Genomic DNA, 18659 nt, shown 5'->3' on the forward strand with positions numbered 1-18659 from the left:
AAGACACTTTTTCGTGGTAATTAAACACACCAACATTTATAATACAACCAGACTAATCTGCCAAATAACTTAATCAAAGACTATTACACCAATATTATTTTTTCCATCTATCAGAGTAGAAAATGGCTTTGGGAACCTTACATGCCTAACCAAACCGGTATCTTCTTCTGCGGGATGACTATCCAAAAGTTCAAGATTAATATAACCTTCTCCAATGGAAGGATTTACAGTAAGATAACCCACTTTTAGAGAGGTTAAATTCTGAAAGAAATGAGTTCCCTGACTGGGTTCCACATGATAATCTTCCAATCCCATTTCCACAATAGTTCTTGCTCCGGCAATTTGTCCCCATCTAACCGGCACTCCGAGCCACGGGTCTTGAGATCCCCATCTACCAGGGCCTATCAACAAATAAGATCTGCCTTTATTTTGTAACTTATCATTAATTTTTTCAATATGGTTGGCTATTTCTCTATTAAGAGAAGGTTTAAAGGTATCAGTTTTAACATAAACAACATCAGTTATATCATGAATTTCGCCATTTCCCAGCGCCGACTGAGAATAAAGAAAGCAATCCTTAGGATCAAAATTTGACAGATCGGGGCCGATAGGGTTTTTGGTGCTAACTACCGGCCTAATTTGTAACAAATAAAAAATGGGTTTTCCATCCGGAGTCTGAAGATCGACGGCAAATTCTATTTCAACAGGCTGTTTCATTTCATCCTGTCCTATTTCCAAAATTTTTCTGCAAATATCAGCCAACGGGAAAGCATCGTACTTAAGGATATTAGCAAAAGTAATGAGCCGAACACCTTCAGCCATTAATCCATCTCTAATCATATGGTTCTGCATATCAAAAACTGAAGCTATCCATTTCAACGAGCCATCCTCTTCCGCATCGCCAACATTTAGCTTGAGAATATTTATTCCGTCATTTACAGAAGGTTCAAATTTTTTTGCATCCAAATCGAGCGCAAAAAAAGTCTTTTGCGTTTCTCTAACAGCCATTTCCGGTGTGGATAACTGCAGAACTTTTTGCGGAAATTTAGGCGAAAAACGTAACGATATTCCACCCTCTACAATGTGTCTTCCTAAGCCCAAAGCAACATTAACAACACCATCTTCAGGCTTTTCTGGAGGAATAGGGTAAAAATTGACCGATCGAGCTACACCCGAGAAGGTTGGATAAAAACGATTGCCATGGGCCTGCCCAACAACTTCCTGAAGAACGATACCCATACGTTCTTCATCTATTAAATTTGTGGTACCCTCCATATAAGCCCTGCTCGACTTATAATATACAGAAGCATAAACACCCTTAATGGCATCCATAATCTGACGCACCATCACCTCTTCTTTGGATGGGGCAATCATATAAGTTGAATAAATTCCGGCGAAAGGCTGATAATGACTATCTTCAAGAACACTAGAGGAACGAATGGCAATAGGGCGTTTAACTACCTTAACAAATTTTAGAAGATCATAGGAAAGATGGTCCGGGAGTTTTCCTTTAACAAAATGATTAAAAATCTCTTCATCTGAAGCATCAGATAGCCCTATAGAATAAAGGTTATTTTCCTCCATGAAATTTTCAAAAACATCGATGCCCAAAACAATAGTACGGGGAATCATAATACTCACACCAGGATATTGGTTGAGTTGAGAATGCCTTTTAATAAGTGAGTTTAGAAAGGCCAGACCTCTTGCTTTACCACCTATAGATCCCTGTCCAATTCGGGAAAAGGTTACATATTCATCATAGCGTTCACGATCGAAAGAGGCAATAATGCCCCGTCCTTTACTTTTTCTAAATGCTGCAATCAATCGTACCAGTTTTTCCTTGTGAACTGCCATATCAGTATCATCTTCCACATTCATCTGTTTCACCACATTAGCAATAGGGAACAGGGCTCTGGCAGTCAACCATTTGGAAACATGATCTCGCTTAAAATGATATAAAAGTGAATTATCAGGGATTTCCATCAAGCGAGCCTGCAATTCTTTTAGGTTACTGGCTCTACCAATTTCCTGACCTGTTGAAGGATCAATAAAAATAAAATCACCAAAAGCCAAATAGGTATTTAAAAAGTCTTTAAGCTCTTGTAAAAGAAATTTCGACTGCTTATGAATAAATCCCACTTTTAGAAGTTTAGCTTCTTCTGCTATTCTAATATCCGATGATTGAAGCAGAATGGGTAAATAAGGATTATCGTTTTTAACCCTTTTAGCCAACTGAATACCGGCACCTTGCTCTTTTGTTCCTTCATGTTTAAAAGAAACGTCTGAAATAATACCCAATAAATTACTTTTATATTTATTGTAATAGCTTTCAGCCTCTTCATAAGTTCTAGCCAGAAGGATTTTGGGTCGACCACGCATGCGCATCATCTTTTGATGCTCATTAAGTCCTTCTTGCATGAATTTTTGAGATTGCCTAAAAACAATTTTATATATGAGTGGCAAATAACTGGAATAAAACCTTACAGAATCCTCAATCAAAAGAATAGCCTGAACCCCTACCTCAGTAATATCATATGGAGCATTCATTCTATCTTCGATCAATTTAATAATAGCTAAAAGAAGATTTGCATTACCGAGCCAACAAAAAACATAATCTATGGCACTGGTATCTTCACGCTCTAATTGGATTGATACTTCGCGGGAAAAAGGGGTTAAAACAACAATAGGAATTTTAGGATATGAATCTTTTATTCGTCTTGATAGCGAAAATGGGTCCATTTCCCCCACGCTAAGCATAGTAATAATCAAATCAACCTGTTCCTTCTCCAATACCTTAAAAGCCTCACCGGCGGAAGAAACTTGTATAAAATGGGGCGGATACCTTAAACTTAATGCTACATATTCATTAAAAATTTGTTCATCAATCCGGCCATCCTCCTCAAGCATAAAAGCATCATAGGAACTACAGATCAATAAAACCTTATGAATACGCTTTTGCATTAATTGCTCAAATGCAGTCTCAGAAAAATTGGGGTATGTAAAATGCCAATCCATAAAAAATCAAGTAAGGACACTGAACTTAATTAGAAAAATAAGACCATTCAAAATAAAAACAATCATTTTCGAAATCAAAAAAGGCTGCCTCAAAAAATCAAGAGACAGCCTTCTTTATGTATTTTAAAACTTAAAGAAAGTTCATTTACATAGGAACCTGATTAACTTTCCTTGCGGAATAGCTAATTTTAAGCGCTTGCGCTTCCCTCAAAGCCTGCTTAACATCGGTAATAATCCCCATTGGTGTGTCGAAATCGGCTTTAATAGAAACGGTCATTTTTGCCCGGTCACTTTCACGCATCGATTCACGTTCCTGAACAATATAACTGCGAATATCATCGACCGTAGCAAATTGATCGTTTAACTGCAACCGTGGCTCGGTCCCGAAAGTAGATTGATATTGTCTTTGCGGGACACCGACATAAATATAAGTCACCAATGTTTTTTTCTCGAGCTTGGTTAATTCAGTGGCCTCTGGCTGTTTCAATTGAATTTTCAACGCTACTTCTTTCATGGTAGTACTAACCATGAAGAAAAACAAAAGCATAAAAACGATGTCGGGAAGCGAGGCTGTATTGATAGCCTGTTGGCCACCTCCTCTTTTCTTTCTGAATTTAGCCATATTATTTGCCTCCTATATTTTTAGGTTCAGCCTCGGAAATCCGTTGAGGATAAATATCCCGGATAGCTTCCTGTTTATCATCTTCCAATTCACTAAACTTTTTCCCAAATTTCCGCATGGCCAACTCATCCCGAAGTTCATTATAAGCGGCAGCCAATTCATTTTGTACCGACAAGTACATCTGATATTGTGTTCCCCTGTCATTTTGAAGGGAAATAACACCTTTCGAGACAGGCACAACGCCAAAATAAGGAACTTCGATCTCTTCTTTTTCCGGTAAAGAAGGATCATCCATAGGATTTTCAATAAATTCCTTAGCTGCTTCTCTGAGCTGACTCAAATCCATGGGCTTTTTCTCCACCAAAAGCTTGTTCTGGGCATTAATAAGCACCTCAAACACATTCCGTTCTTTTATGGGCGGAGGTGTTTCTTCCGTATCCGGTACCGGTGGCGGAAGCATCCTGGACAAGCCTGAATCTGTGTCCATGGTTGTTGTCACGAGGAAGAAAATGAGCAACAGAAAGGCAATATCTGCCATCGATCCTGCATTCACTTCCTGAATATCTCTTTTTCCCATAGAATTTTATTAATTTAAATCAAGAGGGAAAGATTACCTCCCCTCTTATAATAAAATGATATTATTTAAAAATACGGGACACCTCAGTATAAAGGATCGCCAAAAATACGCCTCCTAAAAGGAAATACACACTATACAAAAAGGTATCTCCTAAGATCAGCATACTTGGCACATTATCTGGGCCTTTATATCCAACCAATGGTAAAGGCGTGCCGTCACCCATACTATAAGCGACCAAAACAATAATTCCTAATATCGCGATGGATATTAAAGATTTAACGGCCGATTGAGGATGGATTATTAAGTTTAAAATTTCAAAAATTATGGTAACGGCAGCAGCACCAATCAATAATATTTTCCCCCAATTCAGAATAGATTCTGTATAAACAGGTGTTGGTAAAGCAGCATCTTCCACTTCACCTCCGAAGTAAAAAAGACCTGCAAAAACAACTGTTATAGCAAGGAGGATGTATAATACAAAATTTAAATATTTTGAAAGCTTAGTCATAAGGACAATTATTTATTTTTCATGTTATACTTAACAAGGATGTCCATCAAAGAAATAGAAGCATCTTCCATTGAATTAACAATACTATCAATTTTAGACACCAGATAGTTGTAGAACACCTGCAGAATAATGGCAACAATCAAACCTGATACAGTAGTAATAAGAGCCACTTTAATACCACCGGCAACAGCAGTAGCTGAAACGTCACCCATAGCCTGGATACTATCAAATGCATCAATCATACCAATTACTGTACCCATGAAACCAAGCATAGGAGCAATAGCGATGAACAAGGAAATCCAGGTAAGTCCTTTTTCCAGCAAACCCATCTGAACAGAGCCATAAGAAACAACAGATTTTTCGACTACCTCAAGGCCTTCGTCAAACCTATCGAGTCCTTGATAGAATATAGAAGCCACTGGCCCACGGGTATTGCGGCATACTTCCTTGGCAGCTTCAACTCCACCTTCATTTAATGCTTCTTCAACTTTCTGCAGAAGTTTCTTGGTGTTAGTAGATGCAAGATTGAGATAAATGATTCTTTCAATGGTAATAGCCAATCCGAAAATAAGTGCTAAGAGTACAAAACTCATAAACATTGCACCCCCTTCAATAAATTTGGCTTTAATTTGTTTGTGAAGTCCCTGAAGTTCTTCACTCTCATCTTGAGCAACGGCTGCCCCTTCATCAACCATCTCTTCTGCTGCTGCGCCTGCCTCAGCAACCTGTTGACTTGTAGTATCTTCGGCCATCGACTGCTCTTCTCCCTGAGCATAAATGGATGATGCACTTATGCTAAGCATCCCAAAAACTGCCAAAAACGCAAATAGCTTTTTCATAATCTGTAATAAATTTTGATTTGTATTGGTTTGTTAATACTCAAATATAGTTAATTCACACTATTAAATTCAGGTCAACAAATTTAAAATCAATTCATAAAAACGCAAAATTTTTATAAAGCTTCCATTTTTATGGCTTGCAAATTACAAAAAAAAAGTCAAATACCATGTTATGCATTTAAATTACTTTAATCATTAAACCATTTTTTAAATGGCTAAGGTACCTAAAATACAAAAAACTACACATAAGTAAGAGTACTAAAAAAAGAACTAACCTAAATGGGAAACACCTTGGATATTTTTGTTATGGATTTACCGGTTTAATTTCCCCTTTAAGAGATCTGTTCAAATCGGCGATTAACTCTTCGGTTGAAGAACGATTTCCCAATAGGTACATTAACTTGGTCAATGCAGCTTCTGTCGTTATATCATGACCACTAATTACTCCCATATTCAAAAGATGTCGGCCAGTTTCGTACCGCCACATTTCCACATTGCCGGCCAGACATTGTGTAACATTGATAATAATAATGCCTCTATCAATGGCATCTCTCAATGCCCTAATAAACCATTCGGCTGTAGGAGCATTGCCCGAACCGTAAGTTTCGAGCACCACGCCTCTCAAACCTGGGGTCTCAAGAACTGAACGAACCACATTTTCTGTAATTCCGGGAAAAATCTTTAATAACGAAACATTATTATCCATTCGTGTTGAAACGGAAAAAGTACCCTTAAGCGTTGTGTAACGGATATAAGGATAGTTATATTTTATGTGTAGTCCTACTTCAGCTAACGGGGGATAATTATCGGACCGAAAAGCACGAAAATGCTCAGCATTGTATTTGGTTGTTCTGTTTCCACGAAATAATTTATCTTGAAAATAAATGCATACTTCAGGCACCAATGATTGTCCGTTTTTATGAGCGGCAGCAATTTCCAGTGCGGTGAGCAAATTTTCTTTACCATCGGTACGAATGGCTCCCAAAGGCAGCTGACTTCCGGTAAGAATTACCGGCTTTTGCAAATTGTGCAGCAAAAAGCTCAATGCACTGGCAGTATAAGCCATGGTATCAGTACCATGCAATACCACAAATCCATCATACAAAGAATAATTTTCTTCAATAATTTTCACCAGTTTTCTCCAAATCTCAGGCGACATTTCCGAGGAATCGACGATAGGATTAAATGAAATACTGCGAACACCGAAGTCGAATTTTTTTAACTCCGGAACTTTTCGAGATATATTTTCAAAATCAAAAGGAACCAAAGCATTTGTTTCGGCATCGATAGCCATACCAATGGTTCCTCCTGTATAAATAATCAATACTTGTTTATTCATAGCCAGCATTATAATTGCAGCCCAAATAACTGAGCTGTATTACGGGTAGTAATTCTATCCAACTCTTCCGTGGTCAAAGCAAAAATTTCCGCCAGCTTTTTTAAAGTATACGTCAGAAAAGCAGGTTGATTTCGTTTTCCGCGAAACGGAACAGGGGTTAGATAAGGGGCATCTGTTTCAATTATCAGACGGTCGGGCCCTAATTTTTGCACCACATTACCGAGTCCGGAATTTTTAAACGTCACTATACCATTTATCCCCAACATAAAATTTTCATACTCAAGGGCCCGGGCAGCCTGACTCTCATCACCCGAAAAACTATGAAATACACCTTTTAAACGATGGTCATAAACTTTTTCCATTTCTTCAAACACCGCATCAAAAGCCTCCCGAACGTGAATTACAACCGGTTTTTCTGTTTCCCGAGCCCATTGCAATTGGGTTCTGAAGACTTGTCGTTGCTCTTTTTCACGGGACTTATCCCAATACAAATCGATACCTATTTCACCGATGGCCACGAAGTCTTTTTTCTCCAACCATTGTTCAATGATTCCCAATTGCTCTAGAAAATTTTCTTTGACGGAAGTGGGATGAAGGCCCATCATGGCAAGGCAATAGCCAGGATAGGTTGCTTCGGTATTCAATATTGACGAGATAGTTTGCTCGTCGATATTTGGCATTAAAATTTTTGTCACGCCAGCCTCTTTAGCCCTTAATACAACCTCGTCTCTGTCTTGGTCAAATTCAGGTAAAAAAATATGTGAATGTGAATCAATCATTTATAAAAGAACAATTACTCTTTTAAAAAATCCCCAATAAACTGAATGAACAAAGGTAAACTTCTTCCTCCACTCTAAAAAGAGACCAGCCTTTCAATTTTGCCAAATCATACCACTCCTTGCGCAAGCATTGCTTCGGCAACCTTAACAAAACCTCCTATATTGGCGCCTTTTACGTAATTAATTTTACCATTATTCTCTTTTCCATATTTCACACAAGTAGCATGAATATTTTTCATGATTTGATGCAATCGGGTGTCCACTTCTTCCCTGCTCCAACCAAGCCGCATACTGTTTTGACTCATTTCAAGTCCTGACACAGCAACACCACCGGCATTAACGGCCTTACCCGGGGCAAACAAGGTATTTTTTACTGCATAGGAAACGGCCTCGGCGGTACATCCCATATTAGAAGCCTCCGCAATCAACCGACAACCGTTTTCAACCAACATTTTGGCATCATCTTCGTTAAGTTCGTTTTGTATAGCACAGGGAATGGCTATATCCACTTTTTGCTCCCAAGGTTTTTTGCCTTTGAAAAACTCAACACCATACTTCTGGGCATAAGGCTCAACAATATCCTGATTAGATGCCCTCAATTCCAACATATAATCAATTTTACTTCCAGAGATACCATCAGGATCATAGACGTATCCATCTGGACCAGAAATGGTTACCACTTTAGCCCCCAACTCAGTAGCTTTGAGGGTAGCTCCCCACGCAACATTGCCAAAGCCGGAAATGGCAACGGTCTTACCTTCCAGTGTTTCATTCACTTGTTTTAGCATTTCCTGCACAAAGTAAACGGCACCAAACCCTGTAGCTTCAGGACGAATGAGGCTTCCGCCAAATTCCCGGCCTTTACCTGTAAGCACACCGGTAAATTCGTTTTTTAATTTTTTATACATCCCAAACAGATAGCCTATTTCGCGGCCACCTACGCCAATATCTCCGGCTGGAACATCGGTGTTGGGCCCGATATGACGGAACAACTCAGACATAAAAGCCTGGCAGAAGCGCATAATTTCGTTATCAGATTTTCCTTTGGGACTAAAATCACTTCCACCCTTTCCGCCCCCCATGGGTAAAGAAGTCAAACTATTCTTAAAGGTTTGTTCAAACCCTAAAAACTTAAGCCCACTAAGAGTAACGCTTGGGTGAAAGCGAAGGCCTCCTTTATATGGTCCCAAAGCTGAATTGAACTCAACTCGATAGCCACGATTCACCTGAACCTCACCTTTATCATCTACCCACGGAACACGAAACATTACCACCCGTTCGGGCTCAGTCATTCGTTCCAATATTTTGGCTTTCTGATAGCGGGGATTTTCCATATAGAAGTCCCAGACGGTTTCAACAACTTCCTGTACGGCTTGAAGGAATTCATCTTCGCCAGGATTTTTCCTCCTGACGCTGTCCATAAAAGATTGCAATTTGTTCTCCATATGTTCGGATTTTAAATATCAGAATCTGTCTTCAAAAATAGAGATATTTTTTATACGAAGTAACAAATTGAAAGTTTTTATTTCTGCAAACACCAACTACTTTTAATTCTGATTTTCTGATATTTAAAACCAAACATTTTTATGCATGACAAAAATCACCTTATAACAAACAAAAAAGCAACGATAAATCGTAAGGCAATTACAGGGATTGACACAATACAATTCTTTGTTTTTTAGCAGGCGAGAGGCAATTCATCTTTTAATTATTTAGAAGTTCCCATTTGCTCCAGGCGTGCACTGACAGATAAATTTCTTTTCTCTGCATTGGCTTTACTATATTCAAAACTGATTTTACCTCCACGAATAACAAAGTTAATTACTGCACCCTGCTCAATCATTCCCTCTTTTTCAGTAACCAGCAAAACAGATTTTCCCTCCAGTTTTTCCAAAACTTCGGGCATCTGTCGGCTTTGCCAGTGCCCCACAAACATGATATGTGGGCTTTGCACTTCCGAAGCAGACATATAATTGCGTACTATAATCGGCTGATTCCCTACCTTTTTGCCGGCGGTAATTTCTTTTAGTTTTTCGTATACCGATGTATGTCCCAACACTTCAATCACAAAATTCCCTGACCGTCTTTCTTCAGGCCATTCAATGTAACGAGTAAAATTGAACAAGTAGAGCGATATATAATTTTCTTCCTGAGCGGCTGTACCGAAAGAAACCAGCCCCAAAAGAAAAATCAGCAATTGCTTTTGTAACATAAAGTTTATTTTTCTATAGCAAATTTGATAGTTTTAACAGCTTTGTTTTGCAGAGCATCAACAGCCTCAATGACAACCTCATAGTTTGCCGGAATCAGCCCTTCAACGGGTAGCTTATTTGAGAGAATTCCACCGTTAATGCTGTATTGAAGCGTTTCTTCGCCGGTAATATTATCTGTTGCTCCCAAATACAATTTTGTATTGGAAGGATAAATAGTGAACTTTTCACCCCTCACCACTTTTTCGCCTATTGGTTCCACACTGAAATGAAAGTAAATTACCGGAGGTTCATCATCCATAACAAAAACCATTTCCTGAGGTTCTTCGGCATTGTTAACCTGGTCTACCGAACTCCATTCCAATCGATTTAAGCCATGTTTCCAATCATTAAAAGGTTCGCCGTATAAACTTTCTTTCCCATTCAGTTTGAAAATAACCTTTTTGACTCCACTTTCCTTATCAATAGTCGAAATTTTGGCAAGAGTATTTCGGGATATAAATATGGTATCCCTGTTTCGGAAGAGAGGGCCGTTAAAAGTAACCTTAGAGGTTGGTGGTACCCTATCAATGAAAAACGACTCTACTTTTTCCTTGGCCGTATTGTTAACCCAATCCTGTGCCGAATAGCTTATTTTTACCAAATTATCACCTTTGGGCATGAAGGCTTCTGTATACTTCTCTTTGGTAAGAAAAGAATTATAACTGTAAAGTATTTCCTTAACTCCTGATTTGTCATCTTTAGCCGAGAGGACAACCCTAGTTCTGCCCGAAATATAATTATGCTTGCCCTGATAAAGGTCCCCCTCAAAACGCAAACTCACAACAGGGGCTTCTCGGTCGATATAGTAGTCGAACACAATATCTTCTTCAGTATCTTTTTTATTTCCTGAAGAGATGGTTCCTATAACCTTTGGTTCCTCCTTATTTCCGACCTGGTCCTCGGCATAGAAGGTAATGGTTGATTGATCATCGCTAAGCAGCGATACCGGAATAGGTTTTTGATATACCAGAAACTCACCATCATTAATGGCATAAAAGATATTTTTCACACCTGAAACGGTATCTTTACTTTCCAAGATTATCAAGGCATCAGGTGCTACTACACCGTCTTTATTAATCCCTTCAATGCTATGGTCCGAAACAGGGGCCGTCTTATCCACCACAAAAGTCATCTGTTGAGGCTTTTCTGCATTACCAACATTATCCAGAGCATAAAACAGAACTTCATATTTTTTCTCCGCTTCAAAATTGAGAGGGTTTTCTTTTAAACTTTTATAATCCGACCCGTTTATAGAATAGAAAAAGTCAGCAAGCCCCGACATTTCATCCTTCCCTTTAAAAGTAATTTCCTTCCCATTACCCACAAAAATTATTTCACCGGTTCTATACAAAGAGGTTTGACCAAATACCATTTTGGAAACAGGCGGAATTCCATCGGCATATACATCAAAAATGATATCCTGATGAGGATACTTTACTTTATGAGTAGTGGTATCCACAGCCCAGGGCGATCGAATGGTATTCCATCCTTCAGTATCCAAATACATTGGGTTGGCATACTGGCTGGTTGAAGTACTTTCCAATAACCAACTTTCGGCCTCCTCATCGGGCGAAGTGGATATCTTAAGATAAAGAGGAAGACTCTTATTAATGTACAACTTTCCGTCAGCACCTTTATAAATTACTTTTTTATGCTTTAAAGGTTCTTGAGCCATGATTTTTTGGGGCACGAACAACAATGCCAACAGTGTAACAAAAATATTTATTAGTTTGGGTTTTAAGAAGGGGGTTAAAGGTTCCTGCAGAAAGTAGTTTATAGACATAGTTAGACAAGTTTTTGATTTTTTATGGCATACGACACACCCCCGCTCATAGCAATGCTTTTTTGTCATGAGCCATTGAACCGTTGATAAACCAACATATTTTTTCGATTAATCAATTTATTTTGACAATGTTTACATCGTAATTAATCCGGCTTTCCTTCTACAACAAATTAAATAGGTGGACATATCCCCGGCAGAGTATCAGGAATAATTATATCTTTGTCTTAACTAAACATATTTAGCCATGCCTCACGTTACATTAAACATGGTAGCCCGCAAAGCTGGGGTATCAAAAACCACCGCTTCGTTAGTACTCAACGGGAAAGCGGACAGATTAAACATTGCTTCAGGCACTCAGGAACGTGTAAAACAAATTGCTAAAGAACTAAATTATCAGCCCGGACATTTTAATCCGGGACGATTAAATGGCAAAACAGGCATTATAGGCGTAGTTGCATCACAATTTTCATCCTACCCGAACAACTTATGGTTTAACCATGTGGTCACCATTTTACAGCTTAATAAATATGTGGCAATACCAATCCTTTTAAGAGAAGAGACTAGAACATTAAACAATATTGTTGCTGCCGATGGTTATCTCCTTTTAGACGAAAAGGCGGTTTCATTATTCGAAAAAGTGAAAAATTCGGATACCAAAGCCATTTGTTGCGGATTTCAAACGGAAAAGGAAGATTTTAAATGCATCCATCCCAACTGGCGGGATATGGTCAATGAAATGGTAGCAGCACTCTACCAATACAATAGGAAAGCAATTGGTTTAGTGACAAAAGATTCTCAAAAAATATCCACTCAAACAATTATTAACACCTATAGAGAAAATTATTGCGATCGCTTCGATATTCAAGAAAACATCTGTTATATTTCGGAAAACCAATACACTTCCGAAGCCATAGCCAAAGCATGCATGAGTTTGGTAGACAAAGGGGTCAATGGCGTAATTTTTGAGTCTGGCGACATGGTCCAAAAGGCTTTATTAGAAAGAAACATCAGGCAACTTTTAACCACCCGAAAGGTGCTTTTTGCCTGTTATGGGGAAAGGCCGGAATTTAATGTTTTCGAACAGGATGGCTTACTGATAATTCCGGAAAACATAGAGGCCATGGCCCAAGAAACCGTCAACAATGTGTTAAAAAAAACTACTTAACATTAAGATACAAAAAAAGACAAATCAAAATAAAATCCCCCGGGCATTTAAACAGGTTGAACCAGGATAAAATTGGGCCGGGTAAACTGTCTTTGAATGTCTTATGGCAAAACAAATCAAATTAGCACAAACAGCGGAAAATGCCCGGGGGATAGATTATCCGGTATTTATTCAGACACGAAAATAAAATTACAAGGACCAATGCCTATATTTTCGATGTAGGTCTCTAATTTATTCCCATTTACATCATACACCTCAACACTTCCGGGTGAAGTATAATCTGGAGCAATACCTACATAAAGATTCCCGGTGGCAGGATCCACACTCATGCCATTAACGGCTACATCAGCAAATTTATCAACCGGCAACTCAGTAGCATCGATGTTCACTTCCCAAATTCCAGGATATCCGTATCCTCCTCCAAAATAAATACTCTGACCATCGGCAGCCATTGCCATTCGGGTGGGTTTGCCATAGATGGCTTCATCCACCTCCAAAGTTTTTTCTACCTCATAGGTATTGGTATTTATCTGATGCAGGGCTCCGGGTGTGGAACGGACTACCTCCCAGGTTTCCATGTCATATTCATTATATCCTGCAGTGAGAACCCACACATCGCCATTGACATCTTCTACCACATCCTGAGGACAGTCGTGAACCTTTATCGTTTCTTTTACTGAATAATCGGATAGATCTATAACCGAAACAGTATCGTTAGCACCATAACCACCACTGTTCGCTACCCATAATTCATCATTGATAACGGCCATTCCTTCCGGGCCGGCACTCACATCTATTGTGTTGATTACCGTCAACTGCTGCGGATCAATTACGACGATCTGTCCATCATTCCCCCACTGAGAGACATAAACCAATCCAGCATACACCACGGCATACCTAGGATTATCTATGCCATCCTCAATTTCATAGACATATTCAAAATTCTTATTATTAACCACCATGATACTTCCTGACCCATTTAATACCAGAAAAGAAAGGGTGTCTACAGAAACCATATCCTGCAAAACATCTCCCAATACCTGGGTATTATTTCTTTCGGTAAAAATATCCCCCATCACAGTATCCTCTGCAATGTATGAAACTGATGCGTTGCTTACACCAAAGGCCCCTTGATTCAAAACAAAGACACCATTGGTAAAGTCGCCTCTATCAATTGCACCGTTGTTGTTATCGTCATCTTCGCACGATGTCAGCATCACCGCCAGCGATAAACCAAAAATCTTCAATATGTTCTGTAGTGAACGCTTCCTGCTAAAAAATTCCAATCGTTTCATTCTTATCAACTTTTTTAAATAGTTAAACTCAGTGTAATTCTATAGTTTCGCGGCGGCATGGCATACCAAGCCACCACCTGGTAAGCGGTATCCGTAATATTATTAACCTTAAAGGAGAGGTCAGCACCAACATTCAAAAGCTTTAATTTATATCCGACCATGCCGTTCAACAGCGTATAGGCTTCCAAAGTGTTTTTATAATCGTAATACCTTTCGCCGGTGTAGACACCTGAAAGCGTGACATAAAACGGTCGGCAAGCAAAGCTCAAGACCGTGTTCACCTTATGCTTCGGGGTATAGATCATTTGTTGATCATTGTATTCATCATCGGTAGTTAAGGTTGAGCTCACATAGGTATAAAACACGCGGACGGCCAAGGTGTTAACACCTGCTTGTGAGGTAAGCTGCAACCCTGCCTCCACACCTAGCGTTTCGCCGGTTTGTTTATTCCGTGGCATCCATTTCCCGCCATCCTCCGGAAGCCATACGATAATATCATTGGTTCGTGAAGCAAACAGAGCGGTGGTCACCTCTGTTTTAACCGTTTCACTCATCGAAAAGGAGAAATCGATGCCCATATCTCCCGACCATCCGGCTTCTGCCTTCAAATCGAGATTACCCATGGAATAGCCATCATCTTTCCAGTAAAGATCATTCAGGTTAGGAATTCGGTAATTTTTTGAGACCGTCCCTTTAATGGTTGCCCAATTCACTAACGGATGCTCCAGTCCCAACGAGAAAACCACCGGTTGTTCATTCCCGTTGGTTAACTCTTCGCGCACACTCAATACTGCAGCACCACGTCCATTGGCCCAGCCATAACGCCCCGACACAAAAGCCGACAGGCGGTGACGCGTTACATCACCTATATATCCGTCTGACCATGCCAGTTCGTTAGTGTAATTCACCCCAGCATTGATGGAATGAAGCACCCCGACCCGATATTTATATTCGGCCTCACTAATCCACGATCTGGAATTATTGTCGGCCTGAGGGTCCACATAGTCGGGATTGGAGTAGAGAACCTTGTTGCGAATCAATCCCTGTTTGAGTTGAAACGTTCCTCTTTGTCCGTAATATTTAAAGTTGGCCGAGACCAGAAAATTCTTATCCTTCTGATTGGTATCGTCGGGCTGGCGGCTGGTCATAAGGGTTTGCAAATCCTTGTTGTAGTCCTGAAACCACAGCCCAGTTGTCATCATCGACCGATCGGAAATGCGCCATTGATTTTCCTGTAAAACGCCATATTGTTCAACACCGGCATTGGTCTGAGTTTCTTTGGGATGACCGATACGAGAAGTATTAATGAAGGAAAAATCATTATCGGCCTGCTGTCCAAAGACCGCCAGCCGACCGGCAAATCCGGAATTTCCCATCTTCACATCGGCAGCGGCGGCGCCAAATCCGAAACTGCCGGTTGAAGCTGAAACATTCAAGCCATTCTTCATCCCCAAAAGATCCTTGCCCGACAAATGGATAACCCCCGAAACAGCACCACTGCCAAACAGGGTTCCGGAACCTCCCCGCTGCACTTCCACATGATTAAAAAAGCGCACCGGCATAACCGAAAGGTTTACGCCACCATTCATGGGGCTTTGAATATTCAATCCGTTCCACAAAACGGCCGTATGATTGGTTCTCCCTCCACGCATACTGAGGGATGTGAGGCCGCCAACACCATACGTTTTTATATCAATGCCCGATGCGGCAGATAATAGAGATGAGAGAGATTCCTCTTGATGAAGATTCATCAACGAAGAATCGGGCGAAGTCACAGAAGCACCCACCGCAAATTCCCTTAGGCGGGTAGATGTTACACGCACCTCTTTTAATCGCACGGGTTCCTCCTGAAAAAGATCCTGTGCGCTGACCCACATCGGGAATATCAGTGAAATGCAAATCCCAGAATACTTCAACAACATAGTTACAAATGATTAAACAGATTTAATCATTCGCAACATCCGGTACAGTGAAAATAGAACGGAAAAAACTGTTCATATCTTCGCTTTTTCACCCGAAAGCTACGAATTTAGATTTACTGGCAGGTCTTCTGGCTTGCTCCGGTTTGAACCGCCTTCCCAAAAGCTGTGGTTATGATTAATCACAGTTTTCAGTGGCAGGGGGTATTGTTCAAACCTTTTAAAGAGCTTACAGCTGCGGGGACAGCTCCGGACTTTAACCGGATTCCCTTTTAATCATTCTCTCGGAAGTAAATACGAGAGCAATGAACCAGTTTTATGTCGACAAATGTAATATTTTTTTCTTTCTTGCAAAAGAAAATTTTTTGTGCTTTTCGAACAAAAAATTCGATGCAAATCTTTTTATTTTTTATGCGCATGAAATGATAAAATTATGCGGAAGAAATTTTTTATCATGCGCATCTTTTCCCTGTTAGAATACGCATCTTTTTTTCAATTCATGGGCAACCTTTCACTATTCCACAAGTATCCCTAAAACAATAAATGCGCATACTTTCTCCCATTGATAAGCATTGATTACAATCTCTAAAGTATTAACTAGTTATTAGCAGAATGGAATTCACATGACCAATAAGTTTACAGTGCATAGTTTTTAGTTACCCGCTATTTTAGACCGTAAATATTCACCTACTGCCTACCGGCCTATTGATCTTATAACCTAACCTTGTCATGCTCGTTTAATGCGAGAAGTCTCACCCTCGCTGCCTGCTGGCACTTATCAGGAACCAAATAAAAGCGGCTACAGCCAAGAGTATTCCCAGTGGAATGCCTACTGATGGGTCCAAAAAGAATCCTCCGTTTTTCACGGGGGCTACGATAAGATAGGTGACACATACCGAAGTCATAAAAACCGCAGGCAATGAAAGCATCCAGTGAGGTTTCCCAACTTTAACCAGATACATGGCACCCGCCCATAGAACCACCACGGCCAACACCTGATTGGAAAGTCCCAGATATTTCCAGATGGTGGCAAATTCCAGCTGAGACAATACAAAACCAACGGCAAACAAGGGAATACTCACCCACAAACGCTTACGAATGGACGACTGGTCCAGCTTCAGAACATCGGCGATGGTGAGTCGGGCACTCCGAAAAGCTGTATCTCCCGTGGTTATAGGACAGGCAATCACCCCAATGATGGCAAAGACGGCACCAACGGCTCCCAGCCAGCTGCGACTAATCTCATTAACAACCCAGGCAGGATTATGCCCATCCATCTGCATGGTGCTGTTCAATCCTTCGGGACCATCAAAAAAGTTCATGGCAGCAGTAGCCCAAATAATGGCTACAATCCCTTCGGCTATCATGGCACCATAAAAAACATGCCGACCGTAACTCTCTTTCTTAATGCACCGCGCCATCATGGGCGCCTGGGTAGAATGGAAACCACTTAAAGCACCACACGAAATCACAATAAACATCATTGGGAAAAGGATATTCTCCGCTGGATTATGATGCCAATTTTTCAGTTTGGAAAAAGATATTTCTTTCATTGTCAGCTCCCCGACAAAACCATAATAAATCATTGCCCCGGCAATTCCGATGGCCATGATTAGCAATGCTGCACCAAATAAAGGATAGATCCGACCTATGATCTTATTGATGGGCAACAAAGTGGCTATGAGATAGTAAGCAAAGATGACATACAACCATAATTTTAAGCCCCCGTTGGTAAGGGTTGTCAACAGTTCGGCCGGACCAGAGACAAAGGCCACACCTACAAAGATCAATAGCAACAATGAAAAGAGCCGCATGAAATTTTGGAATCCAGGACCAAGATATTTTCCTACAATCTCAGGAATACTGGCCCCCTCATTACGCACCGACAGCATCCCAGAAAAATAATCATGAACAGCCCCCATAAATATGCAACCAAACACAATCCACACATAAGCCATTGGTCCATACATAGCGCCCAGTATTGCCCCAAAGATAGGCCCCAGACCGGCAATATTCAGAAACTCAATGGTAAATACCTTCCATGTGGGCATGGGAACATAATCCACACCATTATTTATTTTTAGTGCAGGTGTTTCATTTTTATCGGAAGCACCAAAAAAACCTTCTACAAATTTGCCGTAAATAAAGAAACCAGCAATTAACCCAACAATTGACAATATAAAAGTAACCATAATAATGAATAATTATTATTTCAGAAGTTTCAACAGAATAAAAACAAAAGGTTTTACTTACTCATAGTTGTTAAAATTTGAAAAACGAAATTAAAAAAAATACCCTTAGGTTATAATTCAACCTGCAACATTTATGTATCTATGGATAAATTTTACGCAAAACACTTCCTTCTCGGTTATCCCTAATATTAGGGAATATGACAATCTTAAATAACTCCACATAAGTTAAAAGAAAGAAATAATGCAATAGGTATTATTTAGCACAAAGGCCTAATAAACAACTTTTAATCCCTACCAATAAAAACGAATCAAGACATAAATAGGCAAAAAATTTCCACAGTTTTATATCAAACCGGCAATTAACAATACGCTAT

At 39.9% G+C, this 18659-nt stretch carries 14 protein-coding genes and 1 riboswitch; of the genes, 1 reads left to right on the forward strand and 13 read right to left on the reverse strand.

From position 1 onward, the window contains the following. Positions 1-69: 69 nt before the first annotated feature. From BM130_RS05340 to BM130_RS05385, 10 genes are all read right to left on the reverse strand, one after another. Complete coding sequence (locus tag BM130_RS05340) at positions 70-3015, reverse strand: PEP/pyruvate-binding domain-containing protein (protein ID WP_010526267.1); 2946 nt, start codon at positions 3013-3015, stop codon at positions 70-72. Positions 3016-3160: 145 nt separating this feature from the next. Continuing rightward, the gene (locus BM130_RS05345; RefSeq protein WP_010526266.1) at positions 3161-3637 is read right to left on the reverse strand and encodes an ExbD/TolR family protein; all 477 of its coding nucleotides are present in this window, start codon (positions 3635-3637) and stop codon (positions 3161-3163) included. A gap of 1 nt (position 3638) precedes the next feature. Further along, entirely contained in the window at positions 3639-4214 is a 576-nt protein-coding gene (locus tag BM130_RS05350) for an ExbD/TolR family protein (RefSeq protein ID WP_010526265.1), read from the reverse strand. A gap of 61 nt (positions 4215-4275) precedes the next feature. Continuing rightward, on the reverse strand, positions 4276-4722 hold the full coding sequence (locus BM130_RS05355; protein WP_010526264.1) for a hypothetical protein: 447 nt from the start codon (positions 4720-4722) through the stop codon (positions 4276-4278). An 8-nt stretch (positions 4723-4730) separates the two neighbouring features. Beyond that, a complete protein-coding gene (locus BM130_RS05360) occupies positions 4731-5561 on the reverse strand; it encodes a MotA/TolQ/ExbB proton channel family protein (RefSeq protein ID WP_010526263.1) in 831 nt (276 codons plus the stop codon). 304 nt (positions 5562-5865) lie between these two features. Beyond that, on the reverse strand, positions 5866-6900 hold the full coding sequence (locus tag BM130_RS05365) for an asparaginase (RefSeq protein ID WP_138956823.1): 1035 nt from the start codon (positions 6898-6900) through the stop codon (positions 5866-5868). A gap of 8 nt (positions 6901-6908) precedes the next feature. Next, the gene (locus BM130_RS05370) at positions 6909-7679 is read right to left on the reverse strand and encodes a TatD family hydrolase (protein WP_010526261.1); all 771 of its coding nucleotides are present in this window, start codon (positions 7677-7679) and stop codon (positions 6909-6911) included. A gap of 107 nt (positions 7680-7786) precedes the next feature. Then, positions 7787-9124: an NADP-specific glutamate dehydrogenase gene (gdhA, locus tag BM130_RS05375; RefSeq protein WP_010526260.1), complete on the reverse strand. Its 1338-nt coding sequence runs from the start codon at positions 9122-9124 to the stop codon at positions 7787-7789. A 263-nt stretch (positions 9125-9387) separates the two neighbouring features. Continuing rightward, complete coding sequence (locus BM130_RS05380) at positions 9388-9891, reverse strand: YfiR family protein (protein WP_010526259.1); 504 nt, start codon at positions 9889-9891, stop codon at positions 9388-9390. 5 nt (positions 9892-9896) lie between these two features. Next, entirely contained in the window at positions 9897-11714 is a 1818-nt protein-coding gene (locus BM130_RS05385) for an OmpL47-type beta-barrel domain-containing protein (protein ID WP_010526258.1), read from the reverse strand. A gap of 244 nt (positions 11715-11958) precedes the next feature. On the opposite strand from BM130_RS05385, the gene BM130_RS05390 reads away from it, so the two are divergent. Next, on the forward strand, positions 11959-12879 hold the full coding sequence (locus BM130_RS05390) for a LacI family DNA-binding transcriptional regulator (protein WP_010526257.1): 921 nt from the start codon (positions 11959-11961) through the stop codon (positions 12877-12879). Positions 12880-13046: 167 nt separating this feature from the next. On the opposite strand, the gene BM130_RS05395 is transcribed toward BM130_RS05390, so the two are convergent. The 3 genes from BM130_RS05395 to BM130_RS05405 form a co-directional block, all read right to left on the reverse strand. Further along, entirely contained in the window at positions 13047-14174 is a 1128-nt protein-coding gene (locus tag BM130_RS05395) for a YncE family protein (RefSeq protein ID WP_010526256.1), read from the reverse strand. Positions 14175-14188: 14 nt separating this feature from the next. Beyond that, entirely contained in the window at positions 14189-16096 is a 1908-nt protein-coding gene (locus BM130_RS05400; RefSeq protein ID WP_010526255.1) for a TonB-dependent receptor, read from the reverse strand. Between the two features lie 101 nt (positions 16097-16197). Then, positions 16198-16423, reverse strand: a riboswitch (cobalamin riboswitch). Positions 16424-16845: 422 nt separating this feature from the next. Beyond that, the gene (locus tag BM130_RS05405) at positions 16846-18285 is read right to left on the reverse strand and encodes a carbon starvation CstA family protein (protein WP_010526254.1); all 1440 of its coding nucleotides are present in this window, start codon (positions 18283-18285) and stop codon (positions 16846-16848) included. Between the last annotated feature and the right edge of the window lie 374 nt (positions 18286-18659).

The sequence above is a fragment of the Thermophagus xiamenensis genome, from assembly GCF_900112795.1.
GTDB lineage: Bacteria > Bacteroidota > Bacteroidia > Bacteroidales > Marinilabiliaceae > Thermophagus > Thermophagus xiamenensis.